The sequence below is a fragment of the Rhodanobacter sp. FW106-PBR-R2A-2-24 genome, from assembly GCF_058789615.1.
This window is the reverse complement of sequence record NZ_JBYTBV010000002.1, coordinates 2,876,639-2,898,016: the sequence shown is the minus strand read 5'-3', so window position 1 is coordinate 2,898,016 and position 21,378 is coordinate 2,876,639. Positions and strand designations below refer to the sequence as shown.

Below are 21,378 nucleotides of genomic sequence, written 5' to 3'. Positions count from 1 at the left end.
CGCTTTCAGTCGGCCGCGGCAGGGCTGGGTGACGGTGACGGTGCGGGTGCGGCCGCCGGCGCGGGCGCCGCCTGCCCGGCATCGCCGGCCAGGTTGTGCTTCTTGTCGCCGTCCTTCTTGAAATCCGTCTCGTACCAGCCGCCACCGGCCAGCCGGAACGACGGCGCGCTCACGCAGTGACGCAGCTTCGGCGCGCCGCAGCTGGGGCAATCGACTGGATCGGCGTCCGAGAGCTTCTGCAGGCGGTCGAAATGATGGCCGCACTGGCGGCATTCGAATTCATAGATGGGCATGGCGGTTCCGTGGTTGCCGGTGCACCGCACTCCCGCAGGGAACACCCCCCGACGGAAACCGGCACCTTTGGCAGACCGCCATTATTTGGGCGACATCGGCGATTTTCAATGCGTGGACACCGTCTTCGCGCCGACTGGGGTTGCGTGCTGGAGTGGCCGGGGATCGCGACGGATCATCACGAAGGACGCAAGGCAAATAATCATTTGGACATCTAACCGACTTGTCATTCATCCCGAAGAAAACATGGGCAACAAGTCCAGCGTAGCCACCTCACAGCAACCAGGCCACCAGCACCGCCACCTCCACCAACTCGGCCAACGCGCCGCAGAGGTCGCCGGTCATGCCGCCGAGGCGACGCAGGCAGGCACGGCGCCACAGGGCGAAGACGGCGGCGGCGACGGCGAGGCAAACCAGACCGCGCCAGCCGGGCGCCAGCAGGCACAGCGCGGCGGTGAGCAGCAGGCTGATGCCGCAGGCGCTGCGCGGCGCCGCGCGCAGCCGACTGCCCAAGCCACCGGCGCGCAGATAGGGCGTAACCAGGAAGGCGGCGGTCAGCGCGGCGCGGGCCAGCAGCGGCGCCAGCAGCAGCGCAGGCCAGTCACCGGGGGCGAGGCTGGCGAGGGCGGCGAACTTCAGGCCCAGCAGCAAGACCACCACCACGATGGCGACGGGGCCGCTGCGCGGGTCTTTCATGATCGCCAGGGTGCGCTCGCGATCGCCCAGCCCGCCCACCCAGGCATCCGCGCTGTCGGCCAGGCCATCCAGATGCATGGCGCCGCTCAACCCCACCCACAGCGCCAGCAGCAGGCCGGCGGCCAGCAGCGGCGGTGCGCCGTGCAAGGCCCAGGCGGCGACCAGCAACACCTGCCCCACGATCAGCCCCACCAGCGGGTACCAGGCCAGCGCACGAGCTTGCGCCTGCGCATCGTCGAACACCTTCACCGGCACCGGGATGCGGGTGAGAAAGCCCAACGCCGCGAGCAGGCCGCCGGCAAACATCAGGCGAGCGCCGCCGACGCTGGCCAAGGCAAGCGATGCAGCGAGGCATGCGGCACCGGCAGGCTGGCCATGTCGCCGTAGGGGCGGCCCTCCACCAGACAGCGCAGCAGGCGGATCGCGCCGCCATGGGTCACCACCAGCACGCGCCGGCCGGGGGAACTCGCCGCCGCCTCGTCCAGCGCGGCGGACAACCTGGCGCGGAACGCGGCGAAGGATTCCGCCCCCGGCGGCGAGTGCGCCACCGGGTCGGCCCAGAAGCGGCCCAGCGCCTCGCCATCGCGCTCGGCCAGGGTTTCGATGGGCACGCCCTGCCAGTCACCGAAGTGGTATTCCATCAGCCGCGCATCCAGCGTCAGCGGCAGGCCGCGCGCCGTGGCCAGCTCCTCGGCGAAGCGGGCGCAGCGCGACAGCGTGGAGGCCACCACGACGTCCCAGTGCTGGCCGACCACGGCGGCACGCAGCTGCGACCAGCCCAGCGCGGTGAGCGGGTCGTCACTCTGCCCGCGGTAGCTCCGTTGCCCGGTATCGCCATGGCGCAGCAGTTCCAGCGTGCTCATGCTGCGGAAACCCCCGCCTGCTCGAAGGTAGCCATCCCGTTGTGCAGGGCGCAGGCCAGCCGCAGCAGTGGCACGGCGGTGGCGGCGCCGCTGCCCTCGCCCAGGCGCAGGTCGAGATCCACCAGCGGCTGCGCCTTGAGTGCGGCCAGCACGCGGGCATGGCCCTGCTCGGCCGAGCGATGCGCAAACAGCATCCAGGCGCGGCAACCGGGGGCCAGCCCCACCGCCACCATCGCCGCCACGGTGCTGATGAAGCCGTCCACCAGCACCGGCAGGCCGGCCTGCGCGGCGGCCACATAGGCGCCCGCCAGTGCGGCGATCTCGAAACCGCCCAGCCGGCGCAGGCAGGCCAGCGCATCCACCGCGCCGACGTGGCGCTGCAGCGCGCGGGCGATCACCTGCGCCTTGTGCGCGATGCCGGCGGCATCCAGCCCGGTGCCGGCGCCGGCCAGTTCCGCTGGCGCCAGCTTGAGCAGGGCGCAGGCCACGGCGCTGGCGGCGGTGGTGTTGGCGATACCCATCTCGCCGCCGATGAACAGCTCGGCGCCCCACGCGCGCGCCAGCGCCACGCTGCGCGCGCCCACGCCCAGCGCCTCGCGGCACTGCTCGGCACTCATCGCCGGGTGCACGCAGAAGTTGGCGGTGCTGGCGGCGATGATGGCGCGGCGCACGCCAGGCAGCTCGCCCGGATCGTTCACCGTGCCCAGGTTCACCACCTCAAGCCTGGCGCCCAATGCGCGCGCCAGCACGCTGATCGCCGCGCCGCCACCGGCGAAGTTGCGGATCATCTCGCCAGTGACCGCCTGCGGAAACGCGGAGACGCCCTCCTCGGCCACGCCGTGGTCGGCGGCGAAGATGCTGATCCACACCTTGTCCAGCGCCGGCCGTTCGCGCCGCTGCAGCGTGGCCAGTCGCACGGCCGCGCTCTCCAGCCGGCCCAGCGAGCCGGGCGGCTTGGTCAGTTGCGCCTGTCGCGTGCGCGCCGCCGCGGCCACGGCAAGATCGGGTTCAACACAGGGTTCCAGCCACCAGTACGCCATCACAGGGTTCCTTTCATGGCCAGCGGCAAGCCGGCCGTCACGAAGATCACGCGCTCGCACACGCCGGCCAGCGCCTGGTGCAGGCGGCCGGCCTCGTCCACGAAACAGCGGCTGAGCTCGCCCATGGGCACGATCCCCAGGCCCACCTCGTTGCTCACCAGCAGCAGCTCGCCGGGCAGCGCGGGCAAGGTGTCGAGCAGGGTCTGACGCTCGCGCGCGAAGACGGCGGCGTCCTCGGCCAGCAGCAGGTTGCTGAGCCACAGGGTGAGGCAATCCACCAGCAGGCAGTGGCCGGGGCGGGCGTGCGCGCGCAAGGCGGCGGCCAGCGCCAGCGGTTCTTCCACGCAACCCCAGTGCGCGGGGCGGCGGGCGCGGTGGTGGCTGATGCGCTCATCCATTTCGCCATCGCGCGCCTGCGCGGTGGCGACGTAGGTCACCGGCAACGCGCTGTTCTCCGCCAGCCGTTCGGCCAGCGCGCTCTTGCCAGAGCGGGCGCCGCCCAGGATCAGGGTTTGCATGCGGGTACTCCCAAAAACTCACGCAGCTGGCGCGTGTCCAGATGTTCTTCCACCGTGTCGGCCAGCCGCTCCAGCGAGGCCTCGCGGCGGGCGTGGATGTCCAGCGATTGCGCGTCGGCCAGCCCGGCCCAGCGCAGCAGCGCGGCCAGTGCTTGCGGATGGTCGAACAGGCCGTGCAGGTAGGTGCCAAGCAGTTGGCCATCGGTGGAAAGCGCGCCATCGACGCGGCCATCGGCGAGGCGCACGGCGGGCCGCGCCAGCGCCGCGCCGGTGCTCACGCCGCAGTGGATCTCGTAGCCGCTCACGGCGGCATCGGCGACGGCCAGGCGGCCCTGCACGTTGCGCAGCTGCTTCTCCGCTGCCAGCGTGGTCTCCAGATCGAGCCAGCCCAGCCCCGCGCTGGAACCGGGCGCGCCCTCGAGGCCCAGCGGATCGTGGATGGCGCGACCCAGCATCTGCAGCCCGCCGCAGATGCCGATCAGCTTGCCACCGTAGCGCAGGTGCCGCGCGATGGCGGCCTCCCAGCCCTGCGCGCGCAACCAGTCCAGGTCGGCGCGGGTGGCCTTGGAGCCGGGCAGCACGATCAGCTCGCAGGGCGGCGGGGCGTCGCCGGGGCCGACGAAGACCAGCTCCACCTGCGGGTGCGCGCGCAGCGCGTCGAAGTCGGTGTGGTTGCTGATGCGCGGCAGCGCCGGCACCGCCACGCGCAGGCCGGCGCGGTCGCGCGCCACGCGTTCGCGCGGCAGCGCGTCCTCGGCCTCCAGCTCCAGGCCGTGCAGGTAGGGCAGCACGCCCAGCACGGGCTTGCCGGTGTGTTGCACCAGCCAGTCCAGTCCCGGCTGCAGCAGACTGGGGTCGCCGCGAAAGCGGTTGATGACAAAGCCGCGCACGCGCGCACGCTCGCTGTCGGAAAGCAACGCCAGCGTGCCCACCAGATGGGCGAACACGCCGCCGCGGTCGATGTCGGCCACCAGCAGCACCGGGCAATCCACCGCCTCGGCATAGCCCATGTTGGCGATGTCGCCCGCGCGCAGATTGATCTCGGCGGGGCTGCCCGCGCCTTCCACCAGTAGCGCGTCGTACCGCGCGACGAGCCGCGCGTGCGAAGCCAGCACCGCGTCCATCGCCACGCGCTTGTAGTCGTGATAACCCGCCGCCTGCATGGTGCCGATGGCGTGACCGTGCACGATCACCTGCGCGCCGGTGTCGCTGGCGGGCTTGAGCAGGATGGGGTTGAAATCGGTCTGCGGCGGCAGCCCGCAGGCCTGCGCCTGCACCGCCTGCGCGCGGCCGATCTCGCCGCCGTCCACGGTCACCGCCGAGTTCAGCGCCATGTTCTGCGGCTTGAACGGCGCCACCGCCACGCCCTGCCGATGCAGCCAGCGGCACAGCGCGGCCACCACGGTGCTCTTGCCAGCGTCGGAGGTGCAGCCCTGGATCATCAGCACGCGGGCGTTGGCTGGCGTTGAGAGTTCAGTGGCCGGCGTACCCTCACCCCAACCCCGCTCCCGGGGGGAGAGGGGCTTCAGGGCAGCGGCGAGGCGCGACCAGCCGGCCTCGTCGGCGGGCAGGCCGAAGCGCAGGCTGGGCGGCTCATCGAACAACCGGGTGAGGATGCCTTGCGCGGCCAGCGCGCGATGGCGTGCCGGCGCATCGGCGCACACACACCACTGGAACAGCGCGCAGCCGCCGCTGGGTTCCAGCCCGTGCGCGCGCAGCAGCGCGGCGAGCCGTTCGCCCTCGGCGGCGAGCCGTTCACGCTGGCGCGCCTGCCACGGGCGATCGGCCAAGGCCCGCCGCAGCACTTCGCGCGCCGGGCCGCTCAGCGTCCACGGCCCCAGCTGTTCGCGCAGCGCGGCGAGCAGCGGCGGCGCGGCGGCGACGAAGCCGGCGCGCGCGCCGGCCAAGCCGAAGAACTTGCCCACCGAGCGCAGCACGATCAGCCCCTCGCGCGCCGTGTACGCGCACAGGCTGTGCCGCGGCGTGGTGTCCATGAAGGCCTCATCCACCACCAGCCAGCCGCCGCACGCGGCGAGCCGCGCGTGCAGCGCCAGCAGCGCGTCGACGGTGAAGCGCTCGCCGCCGGGGTTGTTGGGATGGATCAGCACCAGCACGTCGAACTCGTCGGCGCGCGCCAGCAAATCAGTCGCCGCCGCGCGTTGCACATCGTGGCCCGCCTGCGCCCAGGCATGCGCATGCTCGGCATAGCCCGGCGCCAGCACGCCGACGCGCGAGCGCGCGCGCAAACGCGGCAGCGCCTGGATCGCCGCCTGCGAGCCGGCCACGGCCAGCAGTTGCGGCGCGCCATAGTAGTCGCGCGCCGTCTCGATCAGGCCGTCGTCGTCTTCCGGCAGGCGTTGCCAGCAGCGGGCGGACAGCGGCTGCGCCGGGTAACCGTGCGGGCTGATGCCGGTGGAGAGATCCAGCCAATCAGCCAAGGGAATGCCGTAGTCGCGCGCCGCGCATTGCAGCCGGCCACCGTGCTCAAGCATGCGCCAGCGCTCCGGCCACGCCGATCACCCAGGCCACGGCCAACCACAACACCACCGCACGACGCACCAGGGCCATCGCGCGGTCGATGTCGGCGGCGGTGGGCGGTGCGCCACTGCCCAGCTCGGGGCGCGTGATCCAGCGCCCTTGGTACGGCGCCAGCCCGCCCAGCCGCACGCCCAGCGCGCCCGCGCCGGCAGCCATCACCGGGCCGGCGTTGGGGCTGACCCACAACCGGCCCTGCGTGCGCCAGGCGCGCCAGGCGCCTTCGAAATGGCCGCACAGGCCGTAGCTCAACGCCACCAGCCGCGCGGGAATGAAATTCAGCACGTCGTCGGCGCGCGCCGCGCACCAACCGAAGAAGTGGTAGCGCTCGGTGTGATGCCCCCACATCGCATCCAGCGTGTTGGCGAGGCGGTAGAGCACCACGCCGGGCGCGCCCAGCACGGCGCACCAGAACAGCGCGCCGAACACCGCGTCGTTGCCGTTTTCCAGCACCGATTCGGTGGCGGCCTTGGCCACGCCCTCGGCGTCGAGCACGCGGGTGTCGCGGCCCACGATGCGGCCCACTGCCTGCTGCGCGGCGGGCAAATCACCAGCGGCAAGCGCCGCCGCCACCGGGCGGGCATGCTCGGCCAGCGAGCGCAGGCCGATGGCCGCGTACAGCAGCGCGGCGTTCAAGCCCAGCGCCAACCACGGCGACACGCCGGCGCACAGCCGCTCAAGCGCCCAGGCCAGCGCCACCAGCGGCAGCACCGCCAGCGCCCAGGCCAGTACGCCAGCAGCGCGCCGATCACGCCACAGGCGCTGTTCCAGATAGCCGGCCAGACGGCCAAACGCCACCAGCGGATGCGCGCGGCGCGGCTCGCCCAGCCAGGCGTCCAGCAGCACGGCGGCGAGCAGGGTCAGCGCCACGCTCACGGCAGGAACAGCCGCATGGCCGCCTCCGGGTTGGACGGAAAATAAAAGTGCACGAAGCTGGCGGTGAGCCGTCGGTCGCGATACACCGCCTCGCGGCTGGGCGCGCCGTTGGGGTTTTCCGCCAGCGCCAGCGGCGTGGCCGCGATGCTGGCCTGGGCGTGGTGGAAGGTGTGGCCGCGCAGCACGCCTTCGGGCAGGACCACCTGCTGCAGGCCCAGCGCCGCCAGCCTCGGCTGCAGCACGGCGTGGCCGGGCAGCAGGCCGGCCAGCGCGGCGGTCTGGCCGTGGCCGTCGCCCAGTTCATCGAACAGGCACAGCATGCCGCCGCATTCGGCCAGGATCGGCTTGCCCGCATCGCGATGGGCACGCAGCGCGGCGAACCAGTCGCCACGTTGCGACAACGCCGCGAGGTGCAGTTCGGGATAGCCGCCGGGCAGCCAGAGCGCGTCGCACTCGGGCAAGGCTTCGTCCGCCAGCGGCGAGAAGAAACGCAGCTCCGCGCCCGCCGCACGCAGCACGTCGAGGTTGGCGGGGTAGAGGAAACAGAACGCGGCATCACGCGCGATGGCGATGCGCCGGCCGCGCAGCAGCGGCGGCACGGCGGGCAGCGCGGCGGCGGCGAAATCCACCGGCGGCGGTAGCGCGGTGTCGGCGTGCCGGCCCCAGGCATCGGCCAGCGCATCGAGGCGGGCGTCGAGATCGTCGAGTTCGCCCGCCGCGACCAGGCCGAGGTGGCGCTCGGGCAGCGCCAGCGTTGCCTCGCGCGGCAGCGCGCCCAGCCAGGCGATGCCGGGCGGCAGGCTCTCGCGCAGCAGGCGGGCGTGGTAGTCGCCGCCGATGCGGTTGGCCGCCACGCCGTACAGCCGCACGCCCTCGCGGTAATGCGCCAGCCCGTAAGCCAGCGCGCCGAAGCTCTGCGCCATCGCGCTGCCGTCGATCACCGCCAGCACCGGCAGGCCCAGCCGCTGCGCCAGATCGGCGCTGGACGGCGCGCCGTCGAACAGGCCCATCACGCCTTCGACAAGGATCAGATCCGCGCGCTGCGCCGCCGCGTGCAGGCGCGCGCGCACCTCGGCCTCGCCGCCCATCCACAGGTCGAGCTGGCAGGCCTCGCCGCCGGCGGCGCGACCGGTGATCAGCGGGTCGAGAAAATCCGGCCCGGTCTTGAACACCGCCACGCGCCGCCCCTGGCGCGCATGCCAGCGCGCCAGCGCCGCGGTGACCGAGGTCTTGCCCTGCCCCGAGGCCGGCGCCGACACCAGCAGCGCGGGGCAGGCGACGTTCACAGCTCGATGCCCTTCTGCGCCTTGATGCCGGCCTTGAAGGCGTGTTTCACCACGCGCATCTCGCTCACCGTGTCGGCCACTTCGACCAGACCATCGGGCGCGCCGCGACCGGTGATGACCACATGCTGGCGCGGCGGGCGCGCAGCCAGCGCCTGGGTGACCTGTTCGAGTTGCACGTAATCCTTCACCAGGGCGATGTTGAGTTCATCCAGCAACACGAAATCGTAGCCGGGATCGGCCAGCATGCGCGCAGCTTCGCGCCACGCCGCCTGCGCCTTCTCGACGTCGCGCGCCTTGTCCTGGGTTTCCCAGGTATAGCCCTCGCCCATCACGTGGTAGTCGAGGAGGTCGCCCTCGAAACGGCGGAAGAACGCCTCCTCGCCGGTGGCGAAGGCGCCCTTGATGAACTGCACCACGCCGCAACGGAAACCGTGCCCCAGCGAGCGCGCCAGCATGCCGAAGCCCGACGAGCTCTTGCCCTTGCCGTTGCCAGTGTTGACCACCACCACACCGCGCTCGATGGTGGCGGCGGCGATCTTGCGATCCACCAGATCCTTCTTGCGCGCCATGCGCTCGCGGTGGCGATCCTCCGCCGTACCCGGCTCCGCAGGCGCGCTCATGCCGCGGCCTCGCCGGACGGATCGCGCGCCAGCGCCAGCCGCAGCATGGACAGCGCCGCCACTCCCGCGCCCACGTAGCCGGCCAGCACGCCCAGCCGCTGCGGGTAGTAATGCGCGATGCGCAGCGCAAAGCCGGCCAGGCTGGGCTCGGCATAGCGCCCGGAGAGGAAATAGAAACCGCCGCCGGAGAGCACGTAGGCCAGCAAGGCGACGGCCGCGCAGACCAGCGCCCCCAGCGCCCCCAGCGCCACCGACACCAGCAGGCGCACGGCCAGCGCAGACTCCGCCCGCACCTGGCCCAGCCAGTGCGCCAACACGCGCCCGGCCAGCCACAGGCTGGCGTAGGCCGGCAGCAGCACCCAGTACGAGGGCGACACGCACCACGGATCGACCTGACCGCCGTTGAGCAGGCCGAAATCCAGCGCGGTGGAGAGCGCGAACAACGCCGCGAAGCCCCACCACGGCCGCAGCCACAGCCCGGCCAGGAAGAACACCGCCCACGAGGCGCTGGGCAGCACACCGATGCTGGCCGCATGGTGGCCGCGGGTGACGATCATCAGCAGCGCCAGCGCGATGCCGGCGCCCCAGGCCGCCGCGCCGCGCAGACGCACGCTATCGCTGTGTGTGGCCGTCATGGCTCAGCCCTCCGCCGTCGCGCGGCGCTGGCGCGGCAGCCGCGCCAGCGCCGCGTAGCCCAGCAGGCCCACCGCCATATAGGTCAGCGTGGTGCGCACGAACAGCGGCCCCCACTGCCAGGCGCGGGCGAGATATTCGGCCAGGTGCGGGTTCGCATAGCGCCCGCCCAGCCAGTAGAACGCGCCGTTGGAGATGGCGAACGACAGCGCCGCCGCCAGCGCGGCCGCGCCGAAGGCCAGCAGCAGCGGCCACGGCGTCGCCTGCAGGCGGCCGGCCACCGCGCGGCCGGCATACCACAGCACGGCATAGGCCACGGGCAGGAAGCCGTAGGCCAGGGTGATGCAGAAATCGCTGTTGCCGGCCAGGCTCACCGATGCCCAGTCCACCGCCACGGCCAGCGCCAGCAACACGGCGAACAGCACATGCCGGCGCAGCCACAGGCCGCCGAGGAAGAACACCGCCATCGAGGCATCGGGCAGGTGCAGCAGCGACCCCAGATGGTGGTAACGGGTGGCCACCATCAACACCGCCAGCGCAAAAAACACGCTGGTGGACGCATTGCGGGACAAGGGCTTCATCGCGATGTACTCCTCGTGGAGGGATAGGCCGGTGGCCGGCGCAGGGCGCTCCGCCCTGTCCGGCCGCCTGGTTCGGCGCCTGTCCGAACCCGGCCCGACCGGCCGGGCCATCCCGCGCCCGACCGGCATGCGTCCCGTCCCTGGTTCGCGTGTCGCCGCTTCAGGACGCCGTCGGGCGATAGTTCAGCGTAAGCATCCAGTTGCGGCCGGGCTGGTTGTACCAGCGCGCGGTTTCGTAACGACGGTCGAACACGTTGTTGAGCGACAGGCGCAGGTTCCACGCCGGGCTGACCGTGTAGCCCAGGCGCAGGTCGGTCAGCGTATAGCCGCCCATGCGGCTCTTGTTGGCCAGGTCGTCGTAACGCTGGTCGGCGGCGTACAGGCTGCCGCCCACGCTGAAGGCGCCGAGCTGGCGATCCAGGTCGATGCGCACGCTCTGCCGCACGCGGCGCGGCAACACCTTGCCGTTCGAGGCGCCGGCCGCGTCGTTGCGCGGGTCCAGCCAGTTCGCGCTGGCGCGCCAGTTCCACTGCGCCAGGCTGCCGTCCACCGCCGCTTCCACGCCGCGGATGCGCGCCTTGTCGATGTTGGCCGGGGCAAAGGTGGCGGCGTCGAAGGCGATCAGGTGTTCCACCCGCGTCTCGTAGCCATGCAGCGACCAGTGGCCCCAGTCATGGCTGCCGCGCAGGCCCAGCTCGACGCTGCGCGAGGTTTCCGGCTTGAGCGCCGCGTTGCCGTAGCCGGGGAAATACAGCTCGTTGAAGGTGGGCGCCTTGTAGGCGGTGCCGTAGCTGGCGCTGAGGCGCAGCGCCTGGCTGAGTTGCCAGCCCCACAGCAGGCTGCCGGTGGTCTTGCCGCCGAACTGCGCGTTGTCGTCGCGGCGCAGGCTGGCCTGCAGCGACTGCGCGCCGAAACTGCCCTGCCACTGACCGAACACGCCCTGGTTGATGCGGTGATCCACGGCGTAATGCGTGCTGCTGTCGATGCGGTCGCGCTGCCAGTCCCAGCCCAGGCTGAACAGGCCACCGGCGGCGCCGATGTCGGCCTGCAGCGAGCCCAGGTCGCGGTGCGTGTCGAAGCGGCCGGCGGGCCAGCCATACAGCAGGTTGTCGCTCTCGTCGGCGCTCTTGCCCACGCTGGCGGTGACGGCGACATCCTTCGCAGGGGTGTAGCGCAGGCGCGCGCCGGCCACCTGCTGCACGACGTCGGCGGCATCGCTGACGCTGCCGTCGTACGCGTTGTGGCCCTGCGCGCGGAACAGCAGCGCATCGCCGTCCAGCTGCTCGCTGAAGCGGTAGCCGCCGCGCAGGTTGAGCGAGTTGTTGCGGTAGCCGTCGCGGTCGCGATCCACCGCCGGGCAACCGCCGTAGCCGGCGGGGTTGCAGCGGGTGGCGTCGATGCCGTCGGTGTTCTGGTGCGCCACATCCACCGAGTACCAGCCGCGCTCGCCCTTGCTGGCCACGCCCGCGCTGCCGCGCAGCGCGCCATAGCTGCCGGCGCCCAGACTGGCGTGCGGTGCGAACGGGCCTTGCGCGCGGCGGGTGAAGATCTGGATCACGCCGCCCACGGCCTCGGAGCCGTACAGGCTGGAATACGGGCCGCGCACGATCTCCACGCGCTCGATCTGATCCACCGGAATGTCCTGGATGGAGGCGCCGCCGGCGGTGGCCGAGCCGATGCGCACACCATCGACCAACACCAGCACGTGGTCCGACTCGGTGCCGCGCAGGAAGATCGAGGTGGACTTGCCCGGCCCGCCGTTGTTGGCGATGGACATGCCCGGCAGACCGCGCAGCAGATCCTGCAGCGAATTGGGCTGCAGGCGCTCGATCTCGGCGCGGTCGATCACGGTGACCGCGGCCAGGGTGGCCGATTCGGTCTGGTCGGTGCGGCTGGCGGTGACCACCAGCTGATCGAGGTCGGTGGCGCCATCGGCGGCGAAGGCCGGCGACAGCAGGGACGACAAGGCAAGCGCCAGCACACACCGGCGCGCAACAACGGGACGCAACGACACGCGAAACTCCTTCGGCCGCACCTTCCCGCGCGGCACCGTTTGGGTGGCGACAGGCGGCGAAGGAAGCGACGGCGCCATGCGGGCGCACGGCGTCCGCACACAAGCCCACCGCTTGTCGGGATACGCCGAAAGGCCGGTCTCCGGGCTTGCGAGCCAAGGCTTTGCGCCTTGCCGATCCACGCCTTCCCGCGCCGCAGCGCAGTGGCTTCGTGTGAACCGTTTGCTCGCCTACCGTTGCGGGGGCAGCTCCGGAATGGCCGTCCAAACGCGGACGACGGCACCGGATTCCCGTTTCAACCATTGGCACAAGCCAGCGGTCACCTCAGGCAGGACGCATGATAGGCGAGCGCCGCCGGCAAAGTCACGCGACGCGGCGGTACGCCACAGGCGAGCGCACCGCCGACCGTGGGAGCGTCCTTGCGCGCGACAGTAGCTCGCGAGAAACCCTTCGCATCTGAAGGCACTCCCACGCACGGTAACTGGCGGCTGCCGAACACGCGTCAGCTGGCGTGGAACACCAGGCGGCCCGCTTCGGCGCTGACGCGCACGGTGTTGCCTGGAACGTAGCGGCCATCCAGGATGTCCCGCGCCAGCGGGTTCTCCAGCTGCTGCTGGATCGCGCGCTTCAGCGGCCGCGCGCCATACACCGGATCGAAGCCGACGTTGCCGAGCAGGGCCAGCGCGTCGTCGCCCACGTCCAGCTTGAGCTGACGCTCGGCCAGGCGCTGCTCCAGGTTGGCCAGCTGGATCTTCGCGATGGCGCGGATCTGCGCCTTGCCCAGCGGACGGAACACCACCAGCTCATCCAGCCGGTTGATGAACTCGGGGCGGAAGTGCGCCTGCACCACGCCCAGCACCTGCGCCTTCATCTGCAGGTAGTCCGCCTCCGCATCCGTGCCGCCTTCGCTGGCGGCCTCCTGGATCAGCTGCGAGCCGAGGTTGGAGGTCATCACGATGACGGTGTTGCGGAAGTCCACCGTGCGGCCCTGGCCGTCGGTGAGGCGACCGTCGTCCAGCACCTGCAGCAGGATGTTGAACACGTCCGGGTGCGCCTTCTCCACCTCGTCCAGCAGGATCACGCTGTACGGCCGCCGGCGCACCGCCTCGGTGAGGTAGCCACCCTCCTCGTAGCCGACGTAGCCCGGCGGCGCGCCGACCAGGCGGCTCACCGAATGCTTCTCCATGAACTCGCTCATGTCGATGCGCACCATCGCGTCGGTGGTGTCGAACAGGAACTCGGCCAGCGCCTTGCACAGCTCGGTCTTGCCCACGCCGGTAGGGCCGAGGAACAGGAAGGAACCGCTGGGCCGGTTGGGATCGGACAGCCCCGCGCGGGCGCGGCGCACCGCATCGGACACCGCGCGCACGGCTTCGTCCTGGCCCACCACGCGCCGATGCAGCGCATCCTCCATGTGCAGCAGCTTTTCACGCTCGCCTTCCAGCATCTTGGCCACCGGGATGCCGGTCCAGCGCGCCACCACTTCGGCGATTTCCTCGGCGGTGACGCGCGTCTGCACCAGCTTGAACTCGCGATGTTCGGCATCGCTGGCGGCGGCCAGCTGCTTCTCCAGCTGTGGCAGGCGGCCGTACTGGATCTCGCTCATCGTGGCGTAGTCCTGCCGGCGCTGCGCCGCCTCCAGCTCATGGTGCGCAGCCTCGATCTGCTCCTTCACCTTGGTGCTGCCCTGCAGCGCGGCCTTCTCGGACTTCCAGATTTCGTTGAGGTCGGAGAACTCGCGTTCGAGCTTGCCGATGTCGGTTTCGAGATCCGCCAGGCGCTGCTTCGACTCGCTGTCCTTCTCCTTCTTCAGCATCTCGCGCTGGATCTTCAGCTGGATCAGCCGGCGCTCCAGCCGGTCCAGTTCCTCCGGCTTGGAGTCGATCTCCATGCGGATGCGCGAGGCGGCCTCGTCCATCAAGTCGATGGCCTTGTCCGGCAGCTGGCGGTCCGGGATGTAGCGGTTGGACAGCGTGGCCGCGGCGACGATGGCCGGATCGGTGATCTCCACGCCGTGATGCACGGCGTAGCGCTCTTTCAGGCCACGCAGGATCGCGATGGTGTCCTCGACGGAAGGCTCGCCCACGAACACTTTCTGGAAGCGGCGCTCCAGCGCGGCGTCCTTCTCGATGTACTTGCGGTATTCGTCCAGCGTGGTGGCGCCGATGCAGTGCAGCTCGCCGCGCGCCAGCGCCGGCTTGAGCATGTTGCCGGCATCCATCGCGCCCTCGCCCTTGCCGGCGCCGACCATGGTGTGCAGCTCGTCGATGAACAGGATGATCTGGCCTTCGTTCTTGGCCAGATCGTTGAGCACCGCCTTCAGCCGCTCCTCGAATTCGCCGCGAAATTTCGCGCCGGCGATCAGCGCGCCCATGTCCAGCGCCAGCACACGGCGACCGCGCAAGCCTTCGGGCACTTCATCCTTGATGATGCGCTGGGCAAGACCTTCCACGATCGCGGTCTTGCCCACACCGGGCTCGCCGATCAACACCGGGTTGTTCTTGGTGCGCCGCTGCAGCACCTGGATGGTGCGGCGGATCTCCTCGTCGCGGCCGATCACCGGATCGAGCTTGCCCGACTCGGCGCGCGCGGTGAGGTCGATGCAGTATTTCTCCAGCGCCTGGCGCTGCTCCTCGGCGTTCTCGCTCTGCACCTTCTCGCCGCCGCGCAACTGTTCGATCGCCGCCTCCAGGTTCGCCTTGGTGGCGCCGGCCGCCTTCAGCGCCGCGCCCAGCTCGCCCTTGTCCTCCAGCGCCGCCAGCACGAACAGCTCGCTGGCGATGAACGCATCGCCGCGCTGCTGCGCCAGCTTGTCGGTGAGGTTGAGCAGGCGGTTGAGTTCGTTGCCCAGGTTGATGTTGCCTTCCTGCCCGCTGACCTTGGGCAGGCGGTCGAGCAACTCGTCCACGCGCTGGCGCAGCGCCGGTACGTTCACGCCCGCCTTGGTCAAGAGTGGCGCGGTCGAACCGCCCTGCTGGGCCAGGAGCGCCGCCATCACGTGCGCGGGTTCGAGCATGTTGTGGTCGCGGCCCACGGCCAGCGACTGCGCGTCGGCCAGCGCCTGCTGGAAACGCGAGGTGAGTTTGTCCATACGCATCGGCTTGACCCCATCGAAGGTTTGGCGGCCGCGCCGCCACTGCCCGCAGAGATGCGGGTGGCGGCGCGGCATTCAAGCGGATGATGTCGCAGGGAAAGTCAAGGCGACGGCAGCGGGGCCGGGCGGGGCCGCGCGGCGCGACTCACCCCGCCAGCCAGACCAGGCTGGCAAATCGCCCGCTCTTCGCGCCTTCGCGGCGGTAGGAATAGAAACGCGCGTCGGTGAAGGTGTCGAAGCCGCCGCCGTGCACCCGCGCGACGCCGGCGGCGGCCAGGCGCTGGCGCGCCAGTGCGGCGAGGTCGCAGCGCCAATGCCCCGGCCGCGTGGCGACGAAACAGGCAGCGGCCGCAGGGGCATGATCCACGAAGGCGGCCCGCACTTCCTCGCCCACCTCGTAGGACGGCCCGGCGATGCACGGCCCCAGCCACGCCAGCAGGCGCGCCGGCGGCAGTTGCAGCTGTTCGATGGTGGCCTCCAGCACGCCGGCAGCCAGCCCGCGCCAGCCCGCGTGGGCGGCGGCGATGGCGCTGCCGTCGTCGGCGCACAGCAGCACCGGCAGGCAGTCGGCGGTGAGAATGGCGAGCACGGTACCGGGGATGCGCGAGACGGCGGCGTCGGCCTGCGGTTCCGCCGCGGCAGGCAGCGGGCCGAGTTCGGCCACGCGGTTGCCGTGCACCTGATGCAGCCAGCGCGGCGCACTGGGCAGGTGCAGCGCGGCGACCAGCGCCTCGCGGTTGCTGGCAACCCGCTCGACCGCTTCACCACTGCGCGAGCCGAGGTTGAAGCGGCCGTAGGGCGCGCTCGACACACCCGGGCCGTCGCAGGTGGTCACCGCGGCGTGCACGTTCGCGGGGGCGGGCCAATCGGGGAAGATCCAGCTGTCGGTCATGCTGCGGGAAGGGAGATGAGAGGTGGGGACGCGGTCAATCGTCGTGGCCGTGGGCGGCCAGGTCGTCGCGCAGGGCGACGATCAGCGCCGTCATGTCGGCAGGACGTTCAGTCGTGAAGGCCAGCGCTTCGCCGGTGATGGGGTGCTCGAAGGCCAGCCGCTCGGCATGCAGCGCCTGGCGACGGAAACCGCGCAGGGCGGCGGCCAGTTCCGGCGTGGCGCGCCGGGGCAGCTTGAGCCCGCCGCCGTAGAGTGGATCGCCCACCAGCGGGTGGTTGATGTGGGTGAGGTGCACGCGGATCTGGTGGGTGCGGCCGGTTTCCAGGTTGCACTGGATCAGGCTGTGCGCACGGAAGCGCTCGCGCAGGCGGTAGTGGGTGACGGCATGCTTGCCACTTTCCTCGTCGCGCACGGCCTGGCGCAGGCGGTCGCCCATGCTGCGGCCGATCGGCGCGTCCACCGTACCGCCAGCCACCAGGCTGCCCAGCACCACGGCCTCGTACTGCCGCTCCACCTCGTGGCGCGACAGCAGGTCGACCAGCGCGGTCATCGCCGGCAGGGTCTTGGCCACCACCATCAGACCGGAGGTGTCCTTGTCCAGCCGGTGCACGATGCCGGCGCGCGGCAGCTCGGCCAACGTCGCATCGTGGTGCAGCAGGGCGTTCAGCAGGGTGCCGGAGGGGTTGCCGGCACCGGGGTGCACCACCAGGCCGGCGGGCTTGTCCAGCACCAGCAGGTGTTCGTCCTCGTGCACGATGGCGAGCGCGATGGCCTCGGGCGCATCGTCCAGCTCGGTTTCCAGCTCGGCCTCCAGGTGCACCTGCTCGCCGCCGCGCAGCAGCTGGCGCGGCGGCGCCACGGCGCCGTCCAGGGTGGCCGCGCCGGACTTGATCCAGGCGGTGAGGCGCGAGCGCGAATAATCGGGGAACAACTCGGCCAGCGCCTGGTCGAACCTGCGTCCGGCCGCCGTCAGCGGCACCCGGGCCTCATGGCGTATCGCGGTCATGCTGCACCTCCAGCCACGCTGGCGGCGGGCCGCGGGGTCGCGCCGGTTTCGGCTATCATGCCTTTTCGATCAAACATCTGAATCCTCATTCATGCGTCCATCCAACGTCCTGCCCGCGTCGCCGTCCATCCGCCACAGCCTGCGCCTGCTCGTCGTGCTGGCGCTGGCATTGTCGCTGGGCGCCTGCTCGTGGTTCCACAAGCGCGACAACATCGACACCATGCCAGTGGGCACGCTGTACAACAAGGCGCACGTCTCGCTGGAAAACGCCGACTATGTGTCCGCGATCAAGGCCTACCAGCGCCTGATCGCGCGCTTCCCCTCCGGGGAATACAACGAGCAGGCGCAGCTGGAACTGGCCTATGCGCAGTACAAGGACGGCGACTCGGACGATGCCTACGCCACGGTCAAGCGCTTCATCAAGACCTATCCGGCCAACAAGCATGTGGATTATGCCTACTACCTGCGCGGCCTGATCAATTTCGACCGCACGACTGGCTTCATGGATCGCGTCTCCCGCAGCGAAGAGGCCGAATCGCGCCGCGACCAGGCCTACAACCTGGAATCCTTCGACGACTTCGCCGAGCTGTCGCGCCGCTTCCCCGACAGCGCCTACGCCAGCGATGCGCGCCAGCGCATGATCTACCTGCGCAACGTGCTGGCACAGTACGAAATCAACGTGGCCGAATTCTACCTGTACAACCGCGTCTACGTCGGCGCCGCCAACCGCGCGCAGTACGTGGTCGAGCACTACCAGCAGGCGCCGCAGACCGCCGACGCGCTGGCCATCCTCACCCGCAGCTACCTCGCGCTGAAGGAAGACAAGCTCGCCGACCAGAGCCGCCAGGTGCTGGCGCTCAACTACCCGAACCACCCCTACCTGAAAGACCCGAAGTGGCCGCACCAGGTGTCGATGTGGCGCAAGATGGTGCCGTTCGTGCGGCACCATTGAGGCCGCTTGCGGCCTCGATAAATCAGAAATGGAGGCTTCGGCTTTTGGCCGAACCCCACCGACTCACCGCCACCCCGAAGTAATCGGATAGCGCCGCTCGCGCCCGAAGGCGCGGGTGGTGACACGCGGGCCAGGGGCAGACTGACGGCGCTTGAACTCGTTGGCCAGCACCAGGCGCACCACGCGATGCACGGTGGCGGCCTCGAAACCCGCCGCGACGATCTCCGCCTGCGATTCCTCGCGCTCGATGAAGCGTTCGAGGATGGCGTCCAGCACCTCGTAGGGCGGCAGGGAATCCTGGTCGGTCTGGTCGGCGCGCAGCTCGGCGGAGGGCGCGCGGTCGATGACCTCTTCCGGGATTGGCGCAAGACGACTGACGCGCGAAGTCCCGTCCTGCCGAGTCCCGAGTTCCGAGTTCCACGTCCCGGCCCCGTTGCGCCAGCGTGCCAGGCGGTACACCGCCGTCTTGTACACATCCTTGATCGGCGCATAGGCGCCGCACATGTCGCCGTACAGCGTGCAGTAGCCCACCGCCATCTCGCTCTTGTTGCCGGTGGCGAGCAAGAGCTTGCCGTGTTTGTTGGAGAGCGCCATCAGCATCACGCCGCGGCTGCGCGACTGCAGGTTTTCCTCGGTGGTGTCCGGCCCCTTGCCGGCAAAAGCGGGAGTGAGCGCGTGGATGAAGCTATCCACCGTAGGCTCCACGTCGATCACGTGGTAATCCACGCCCAATTGCTCGGCCTGCAGGCGCGCGCCATCCAGCGAGAGCTGCGAGGTGTAGCGGGTGGGCATCATCACCGCGGTGACCCGTTCGGCGCCCAGCGCGTCCACCGCCAGTGCGAGGGTCAGCGCGGAGTCGATGCCGCCGGAAAGACCCAGCAGCACGCCGGGGAAACCGTTCTTGGTGATGTAGTCGCGGATGCCGCGCACCAGCGCGGCGTAGAGCACGGCCTCGGCGCCGTCGTCGCCATGCTCCGGCCAGGCGTCGGCACGCAGCACGCGTGTGGCCGGATCGAACTCGGCCCACAAGAGTGCGTCGACGAAGGCCGGCGCGCGCGCGGCGATGCCGCCGTCGCCGTTCACCAGCAGCGAGCCGCCGTCGTAGACCACCTCGTCCTGCCCACCCACCAGGTTCACGTAGGCGATGGCGCAGCCGGTTTCGCGCGCGCGCTGCGCCAGCACGGCCTCGCGTTCGGCCTGCTTCGCGCCGTCCCAGGGCGAGGCGTTCACCACCACCAGCAACTGCGCGCCGGCACGCGCGGCGGCCGCCGCCGGCTCGGCCTGCCAGATGTCCTCGCAGATCAGCCAGCCCACACGCACGTCGTCGATCTCGGCCACGGCACTGGCATGGCCGGGGCGGAAATAGCGCTTGTCGTCGAACACACCGTAGTTGGGCAAGGCCTGCTTGTGCGCGATAGCCTCCACCTGCCCCGCGCGCAGCAGCGCGGCGGCGTTGTAGACCTCGCCCTCGTTGTGAGGGAAACCCACCAGCGCCGCCGTGCCGTCGGCCTCGGCGGCCAGCGCTTCCAGCGCCTGTTGGCAGGCGGCGAGGAAACTGGGGCGCAGCAGCAGATCCTCCGGCGGGTAACCGGACAGCGTCAGCTCGGGAAACGCCACCAGCGAAGCGCCGCCGGCACGCGCCTCGCGCATCAGCGCGCGCACCTTCGCCGCATTCGCGGCGACCGCGCCCACCGGGAAATCGTGCTGGGCCAGAGCGAGGCGGAAGACGGTCATGCCGTGGGGATCCGGTAGCGGAAATGGCCTCGTATGATAGCGGCAGCCGGATTCCTCCCGGGCGGCGATCAAACCAGCGGCCGCTGCAACAGCAGCACGGCCAGAACCAGCATGAAGGCGGCCACCAGCCCATCCAGCGCCCGCCACGTCAGTGGGCTACGGAATACCGGCAACAGCAAGCGCGCGCCGTAGCCCAACGCGGTGAACCACAAGGCGCTGGCCGTACAGGCGCCACCCGCGAAGAACCAGCGCCCGGCTCCGGCGTAATGCGTGGAGAGGCTGCCCAGCAGCACCACGGTGTCTAGATAGACATGTGGGTTCAGCAAGGTGAACCCCAGGCAGGCCAGCACGGCGCGGCGCCGGCCGGCCGCGCGTTCGCCGGAAGGCTGCAGGCCGCTTTCGCCGCGCCAGGCGCGGTACAGCGCCAGCACGCCATAGGCCGCGAGGAAGCTCGCGCCGGCGTAGCGCAGCACCTGCAGGAGCCCGGGCAATTGCTTCACCAGCAGACCCACGCCGCCGACGCCGAGCAGGATCAGCAGCACATCCGAGAGAATGCAGACCGACACCACGGCACCGACGTGGCTGCGTTGCAGCCCCTGGCGCAGCACGAATGCGTTTTGCGCACCAATGGCGACGATCAGGCCCGCGCCGGCAGCGAGGCCCGCGAACCAGACGGAAGCTTGCATGAGATCGATCCGGCGATGAGGTACGCCATGGTGGCGTGCTGGCGTCCTTCAGTAAAACTAAATAATCTGAGTTCTGTTTAGAAAATCTGAATTGTCTTGCCGTTTCCAAGGAGGCCCCTGTGAGCCTGCTCCATCCGCAGCTTGCCGCCTTCGCCGCCGTGATCGGCGAAGGCAGCTTCGAGGGTGCCGCCCGGCGACTGGTGGTAACGCCTTCGGCGATTTCCCAGCGCGTCAAGGCGCTGGAGGATCGGCTAGGGCAGGTGCTGGTTCTGCGCCGGGCGCCCTGCCGCGCCACGGTGGCGGGCGAGCACCTGTTGCGCGGCTTGCGGCAGATGCAGCTGCTGGAGGCCGAAACCCTGGAAACCCTGCGACCGGAAAGCGCCACGGCTCCGGCGCGGACGACCCTGGCCATCGCGGTGAACGCGGACTCCCTCGCAACCTGGCTGATCGGCGCGCTGGCCAGCCTGCACGAACGGCACGGCCTGCTGTTCGACCTGCGGGTGGAGGATCAAGATCATTCGCTGGAACTGCTACGCGACGGCAGCGTGCTCGGCGCGATCGCGGCCGACGCGCGGCCCGTATCCGGTTGCACGGTGCGCCCACTGGGCATGATGCGCTACCTGCCGGTGGCATCGCCCGCCTTCGTGGCGCGCCACTTCGCCAATGGTTTGGACGCCGCCGCACTGGGTGGCGCGCCATTGCTGGTGTTCAACCGCAAGGACGCCCTGCAGTGGCGTTTCATGCGTCGTATCACCCGCGCACGCCTCAACCCGCCCACGCATTACCTGCCCTCCTCCACCGGCTTCGTGGAAGCTGCCGCGCTCGGCCTTGGCTGGTGCATGGCACCCGAATCGATGCTGCGCCCATGGCTACACGAACACGCCGTGCAGCCGCTGGCGCCCGGCCACTGGCTGGACGTGCCGCTGTACTGGCAACACTGGGCGGTGCGTTCGGCGTCGCTCGACCGGCTCACTGCCGCGTTGCTGGCGGCGGCGCGCCGGGATCTGCGGCAACGCGAAGCCTCCAGGTGAAGGATTTGCGCCGATGTGTGCGGGGGACGCGC

At 70.6% G+C, this 21,378-nt stretch carries 19 protein-coding genes, 1 pseudogene and 1 riboswitch; of the genes and pseudogenes, 2 read left to right on the top strand and 18 right to left on the bottom strand.

Annotated features, from left to right (window positions below; all coding sequences use genetic code 11):
- Positions 1–5: 5 nt before the first annotated feature.
- The 16 genes and pseudogenes from AC3WQA_RS14310 to rluD form a co-directional block, all read right to left on the bottom strand.
- Positions 6–293 carry an FmdB family zinc ribbon protein gene (locus tag AC3WQA_RS14310; RefSeq protein WP_492675712.1) on the bottom strand — a complete coding sequence of 96 codons (288 nt, stop codon included), beginning with the start codon at positions 291–293 and terminating at the stop codon, positions 6–8.
- Between the two features lie 271 nt (positions 294–564).
- Positions 565–1,293: an adenosylcobinamide-GDP ribazoletransferase gene (locus AC3WQA_RS14305; protein ID WP_492675711.1), complete on the bottom strand. Its 729-nt coding sequence runs from the start codon at positions 1,291–1,293 to the stop codon at positions 565–567.
- Positions 1,293–1,850, bottom strand: coding sequence for a histidine phosphatase family protein (locus AC3WQA_RS14300; protein ID WP_492675710.1), 558 nt, complete (start codon positions 1,848–1,850; stop codon positions 1,293–1,295). Before AC3WQA_RS14300 ends, AC3WQA_RS14305 begins: the two co-directional genes overlap by 1 nt.
- Entirely contained in the window at positions 1,847–2,890 is a 1,044-nt protein-coding gene (cobT, locus tag AC3WQA_RS14295) for a nicotinate-nucleotide--dimethylbenzimidazole phosphoribosyltransferase (RefSeq protein WP_492675709.1), read from the bottom strand. The genes AC3WQA_RS14300 and cobT overlap by 4 nt, the downstream gene beginning before the upstream one ends.
- Positions 2,890–3,408, bottom strand: coding sequence for a bifunctional adenosylcobinamide kinase/adenosylcobinamide-phosphate guanylyltransferase (gene cobU / locus AC3WQA_RS14290; RefSeq protein ID WP_492675708.1), 519 nt, complete (start codon positions 3,406–3,408; stop codon positions 2,890–2,892). Before cobU ends, cobT begins: the two co-directional genes overlap by 1 nt.
- Entirely contained in the window at positions 3,396–4,850 is a 1,455-nt protein-coding gene (locus AC3WQA_RS14285) for a cobyric acid synthase (protein ID WP_492676369.1), read from the bottom strand. The genes cobU and AC3WQA_RS14285 overlap by 13 nt, the downstream gene beginning before the upstream one ends.
- A gap of 81 nt (positions 4,851–4,931) precedes the next feature.
- Positions 4,932–5,900: pseudogene (cobD, locus tag AC3WQA_RS14280) on the bottom strand (threonine-phosphate decarboxylase CobD); the annotation flags it as partial.
- Complete coding sequence (cbiB, locus tag AC3WQA_RS14275; RefSeq protein ID WP_492675707.1) at positions 5,893–6,819, bottom strand: adenosylcobinamide-phosphate synthase CbiB; 927 nt, start codon at positions 6,817–6,819, stop codon at positions 5,893–5,895. The gene cbiB and the pseudogene cobD, both read right to left, overlap by 8 nt.
- Positions 6,816–8,105 (bottom strand): cobyrinic acid a,c-diamide synthase CobB, encoded by a 1,290-nt coding sequence (locus AC3WQA_RS14270; protein WP_492675706.1) that lies wholly within the window; start codon positions 8,103–8,105, stop codon positions 6,816–6,818. Before AC3WQA_RS14270 ends, cbiB begins: the two co-directional genes overlap by 4 nt.
- On the bottom strand, positions 8,102–8,725 hold the full coding sequence (gene cobO / locus AC3WQA_RS14265) for a cob(I)yrinic acid a,c-diamide adenosyltransferase (protein WP_492675705.1): 624 nt from the start codon (positions 8,723–8,725) through the stop codon (positions 8,102–8,104). Before cobO ends, AC3WQA_RS14270 begins: the two co-directional genes overlap by 4 nt.
- Entirely contained in the window at positions 8,722–9,360 is a 639-nt protein-coding gene (locus tag AC3WQA_RS14260; RefSeq protein WP_492675704.1) for a hypothetical protein, read from the bottom strand. The genes cobO and AC3WQA_RS14260 overlap by 4 nt, the downstream gene beginning before the upstream one ends.
- Positions 9,361–9,363: 3 nt before the next feature.
- Positions 9,364–9,939, bottom strand: coding sequence for a hypothetical protein (locus tag AC3WQA_RS14255; RefSeq protein ID WP_492675703.1), 576 nt, complete (start codon positions 9,937–9,939; stop codon positions 9,364–9,366).
- 160 nt (positions 9,940–10,099) lie between these two features.
- Positions 10,100–12,031 carry a TonB-dependent vitamin B12 receptor gene (gene btuB / locus AC3WQA_RS14250; protein ID WP_492675702.1) on the bottom strand — a complete coding sequence of 644 codons (1,932 nt, stop codon included), beginning with the start codon at positions 12,029–12,031 and terminating at the stop codon, positions 10,100–10,102.
- Between the two features lie 36 nt (positions 12,032–12,067).
- Positions 12,068–12,293: riboswitch (cobalamin riboswitch) on the bottom strand.
- Between the two features lie 160 nt (positions 12,294–12,453).
- The gene (gene clpB / locus AC3WQA_RS14245; protein ID WP_492675701.1) at positions 12,454–15,048 is read right to left on the bottom strand and encodes an ATP-dependent chaperone ClpB; all 2,595 of its coding nucleotides are present in this window, start codon (positions 15,046–15,048) and stop codon (positions 12,454–12,456) included.
- A 142-nt stretch (positions 15,049–15,190) separates the two neighbouring features.
- On the bottom strand, positions 15,191–15,937 hold the full coding sequence (gene pgeF, locus AC3WQA_RS14240; protein ID WP_492675700.1) for a peptidoglycan editing factor PgeF: 747 nt from the start codon (positions 15,935–15,937) through the stop codon (positions 15,191–15,193).
- 34 nt (positions 15,938–15,971) lie between these two features.
- Positions 15,972–16,943, bottom strand: coding sequence for a 23S rRNA pseudouridine(1911/1915/1917) synthase RluD (gene rluD, locus AC3WQA_RS14235; RefSeq protein ID WP_492675699.1), 972 nt, complete (start codon positions 16,941–16,943; stop codon positions 15,972–15,974).
- Positions 16,944–17,034: 91 nt separating this feature from the next.
- On the opposite strand from rluD, the gene AC3WQA_RS14230 reads away from it, so the two are divergent.
- Positions 17,035–17,895 carry an outer membrane protein assembly factor BamD gene (locus AC3WQA_RS14230; RefSeq protein WP_492675698.1) on the top strand — a complete coding sequence of 287 codons (861 nt, stop codon included), beginning with the start codon at positions 17,035–17,037 and terminating at the stop codon, positions 17,893–17,895.
- A gap of 63 nt (positions 17,896–17,958) precedes the next feature.
- On the opposite strand, the gene AC3WQA_RS14225 is transcribed toward AC3WQA_RS14230, so the two are convergent.
- Positions 17,959–19,629 (bottom strand): NAD+ synthase, encoded by a 1,671-nt coding sequence (locus AC3WQA_RS14225; protein ID WP_492675697.1) that lies wholly within the window; start codon positions 19,627–19,629, stop codon positions 17,959–17,961.
- A 68-nt stretch (positions 19,630–19,697) separates the two neighbouring features.
- Positions 19,698–20,315, bottom strand: coding sequence for a LysE/ArgO family amino acid transporter (locus tag AC3WQA_RS14220; protein ID WP_492675696.1), 618 nt, complete (start codon positions 20,313–20,315; stop codon positions 19,698–19,700).
- 119 nt (positions 20,316–20,434) lie between these two features.
- On the opposite strand from AC3WQA_RS14220, the gene AC3WQA_RS14215 reads away from it, so the two are divergent.
- Positions 20,435–21,346, top strand: coding sequence for a LysR family transcriptional regulator ArgP (locus AC3WQA_RS14215; protein ID WP_492675695.1), 912 nt, complete (start codon positions 20,435–20,437; stop codon positions 21,344–21,346).
- Positions 21,347–21,378 lie beyond the last annotated feature (32 nt).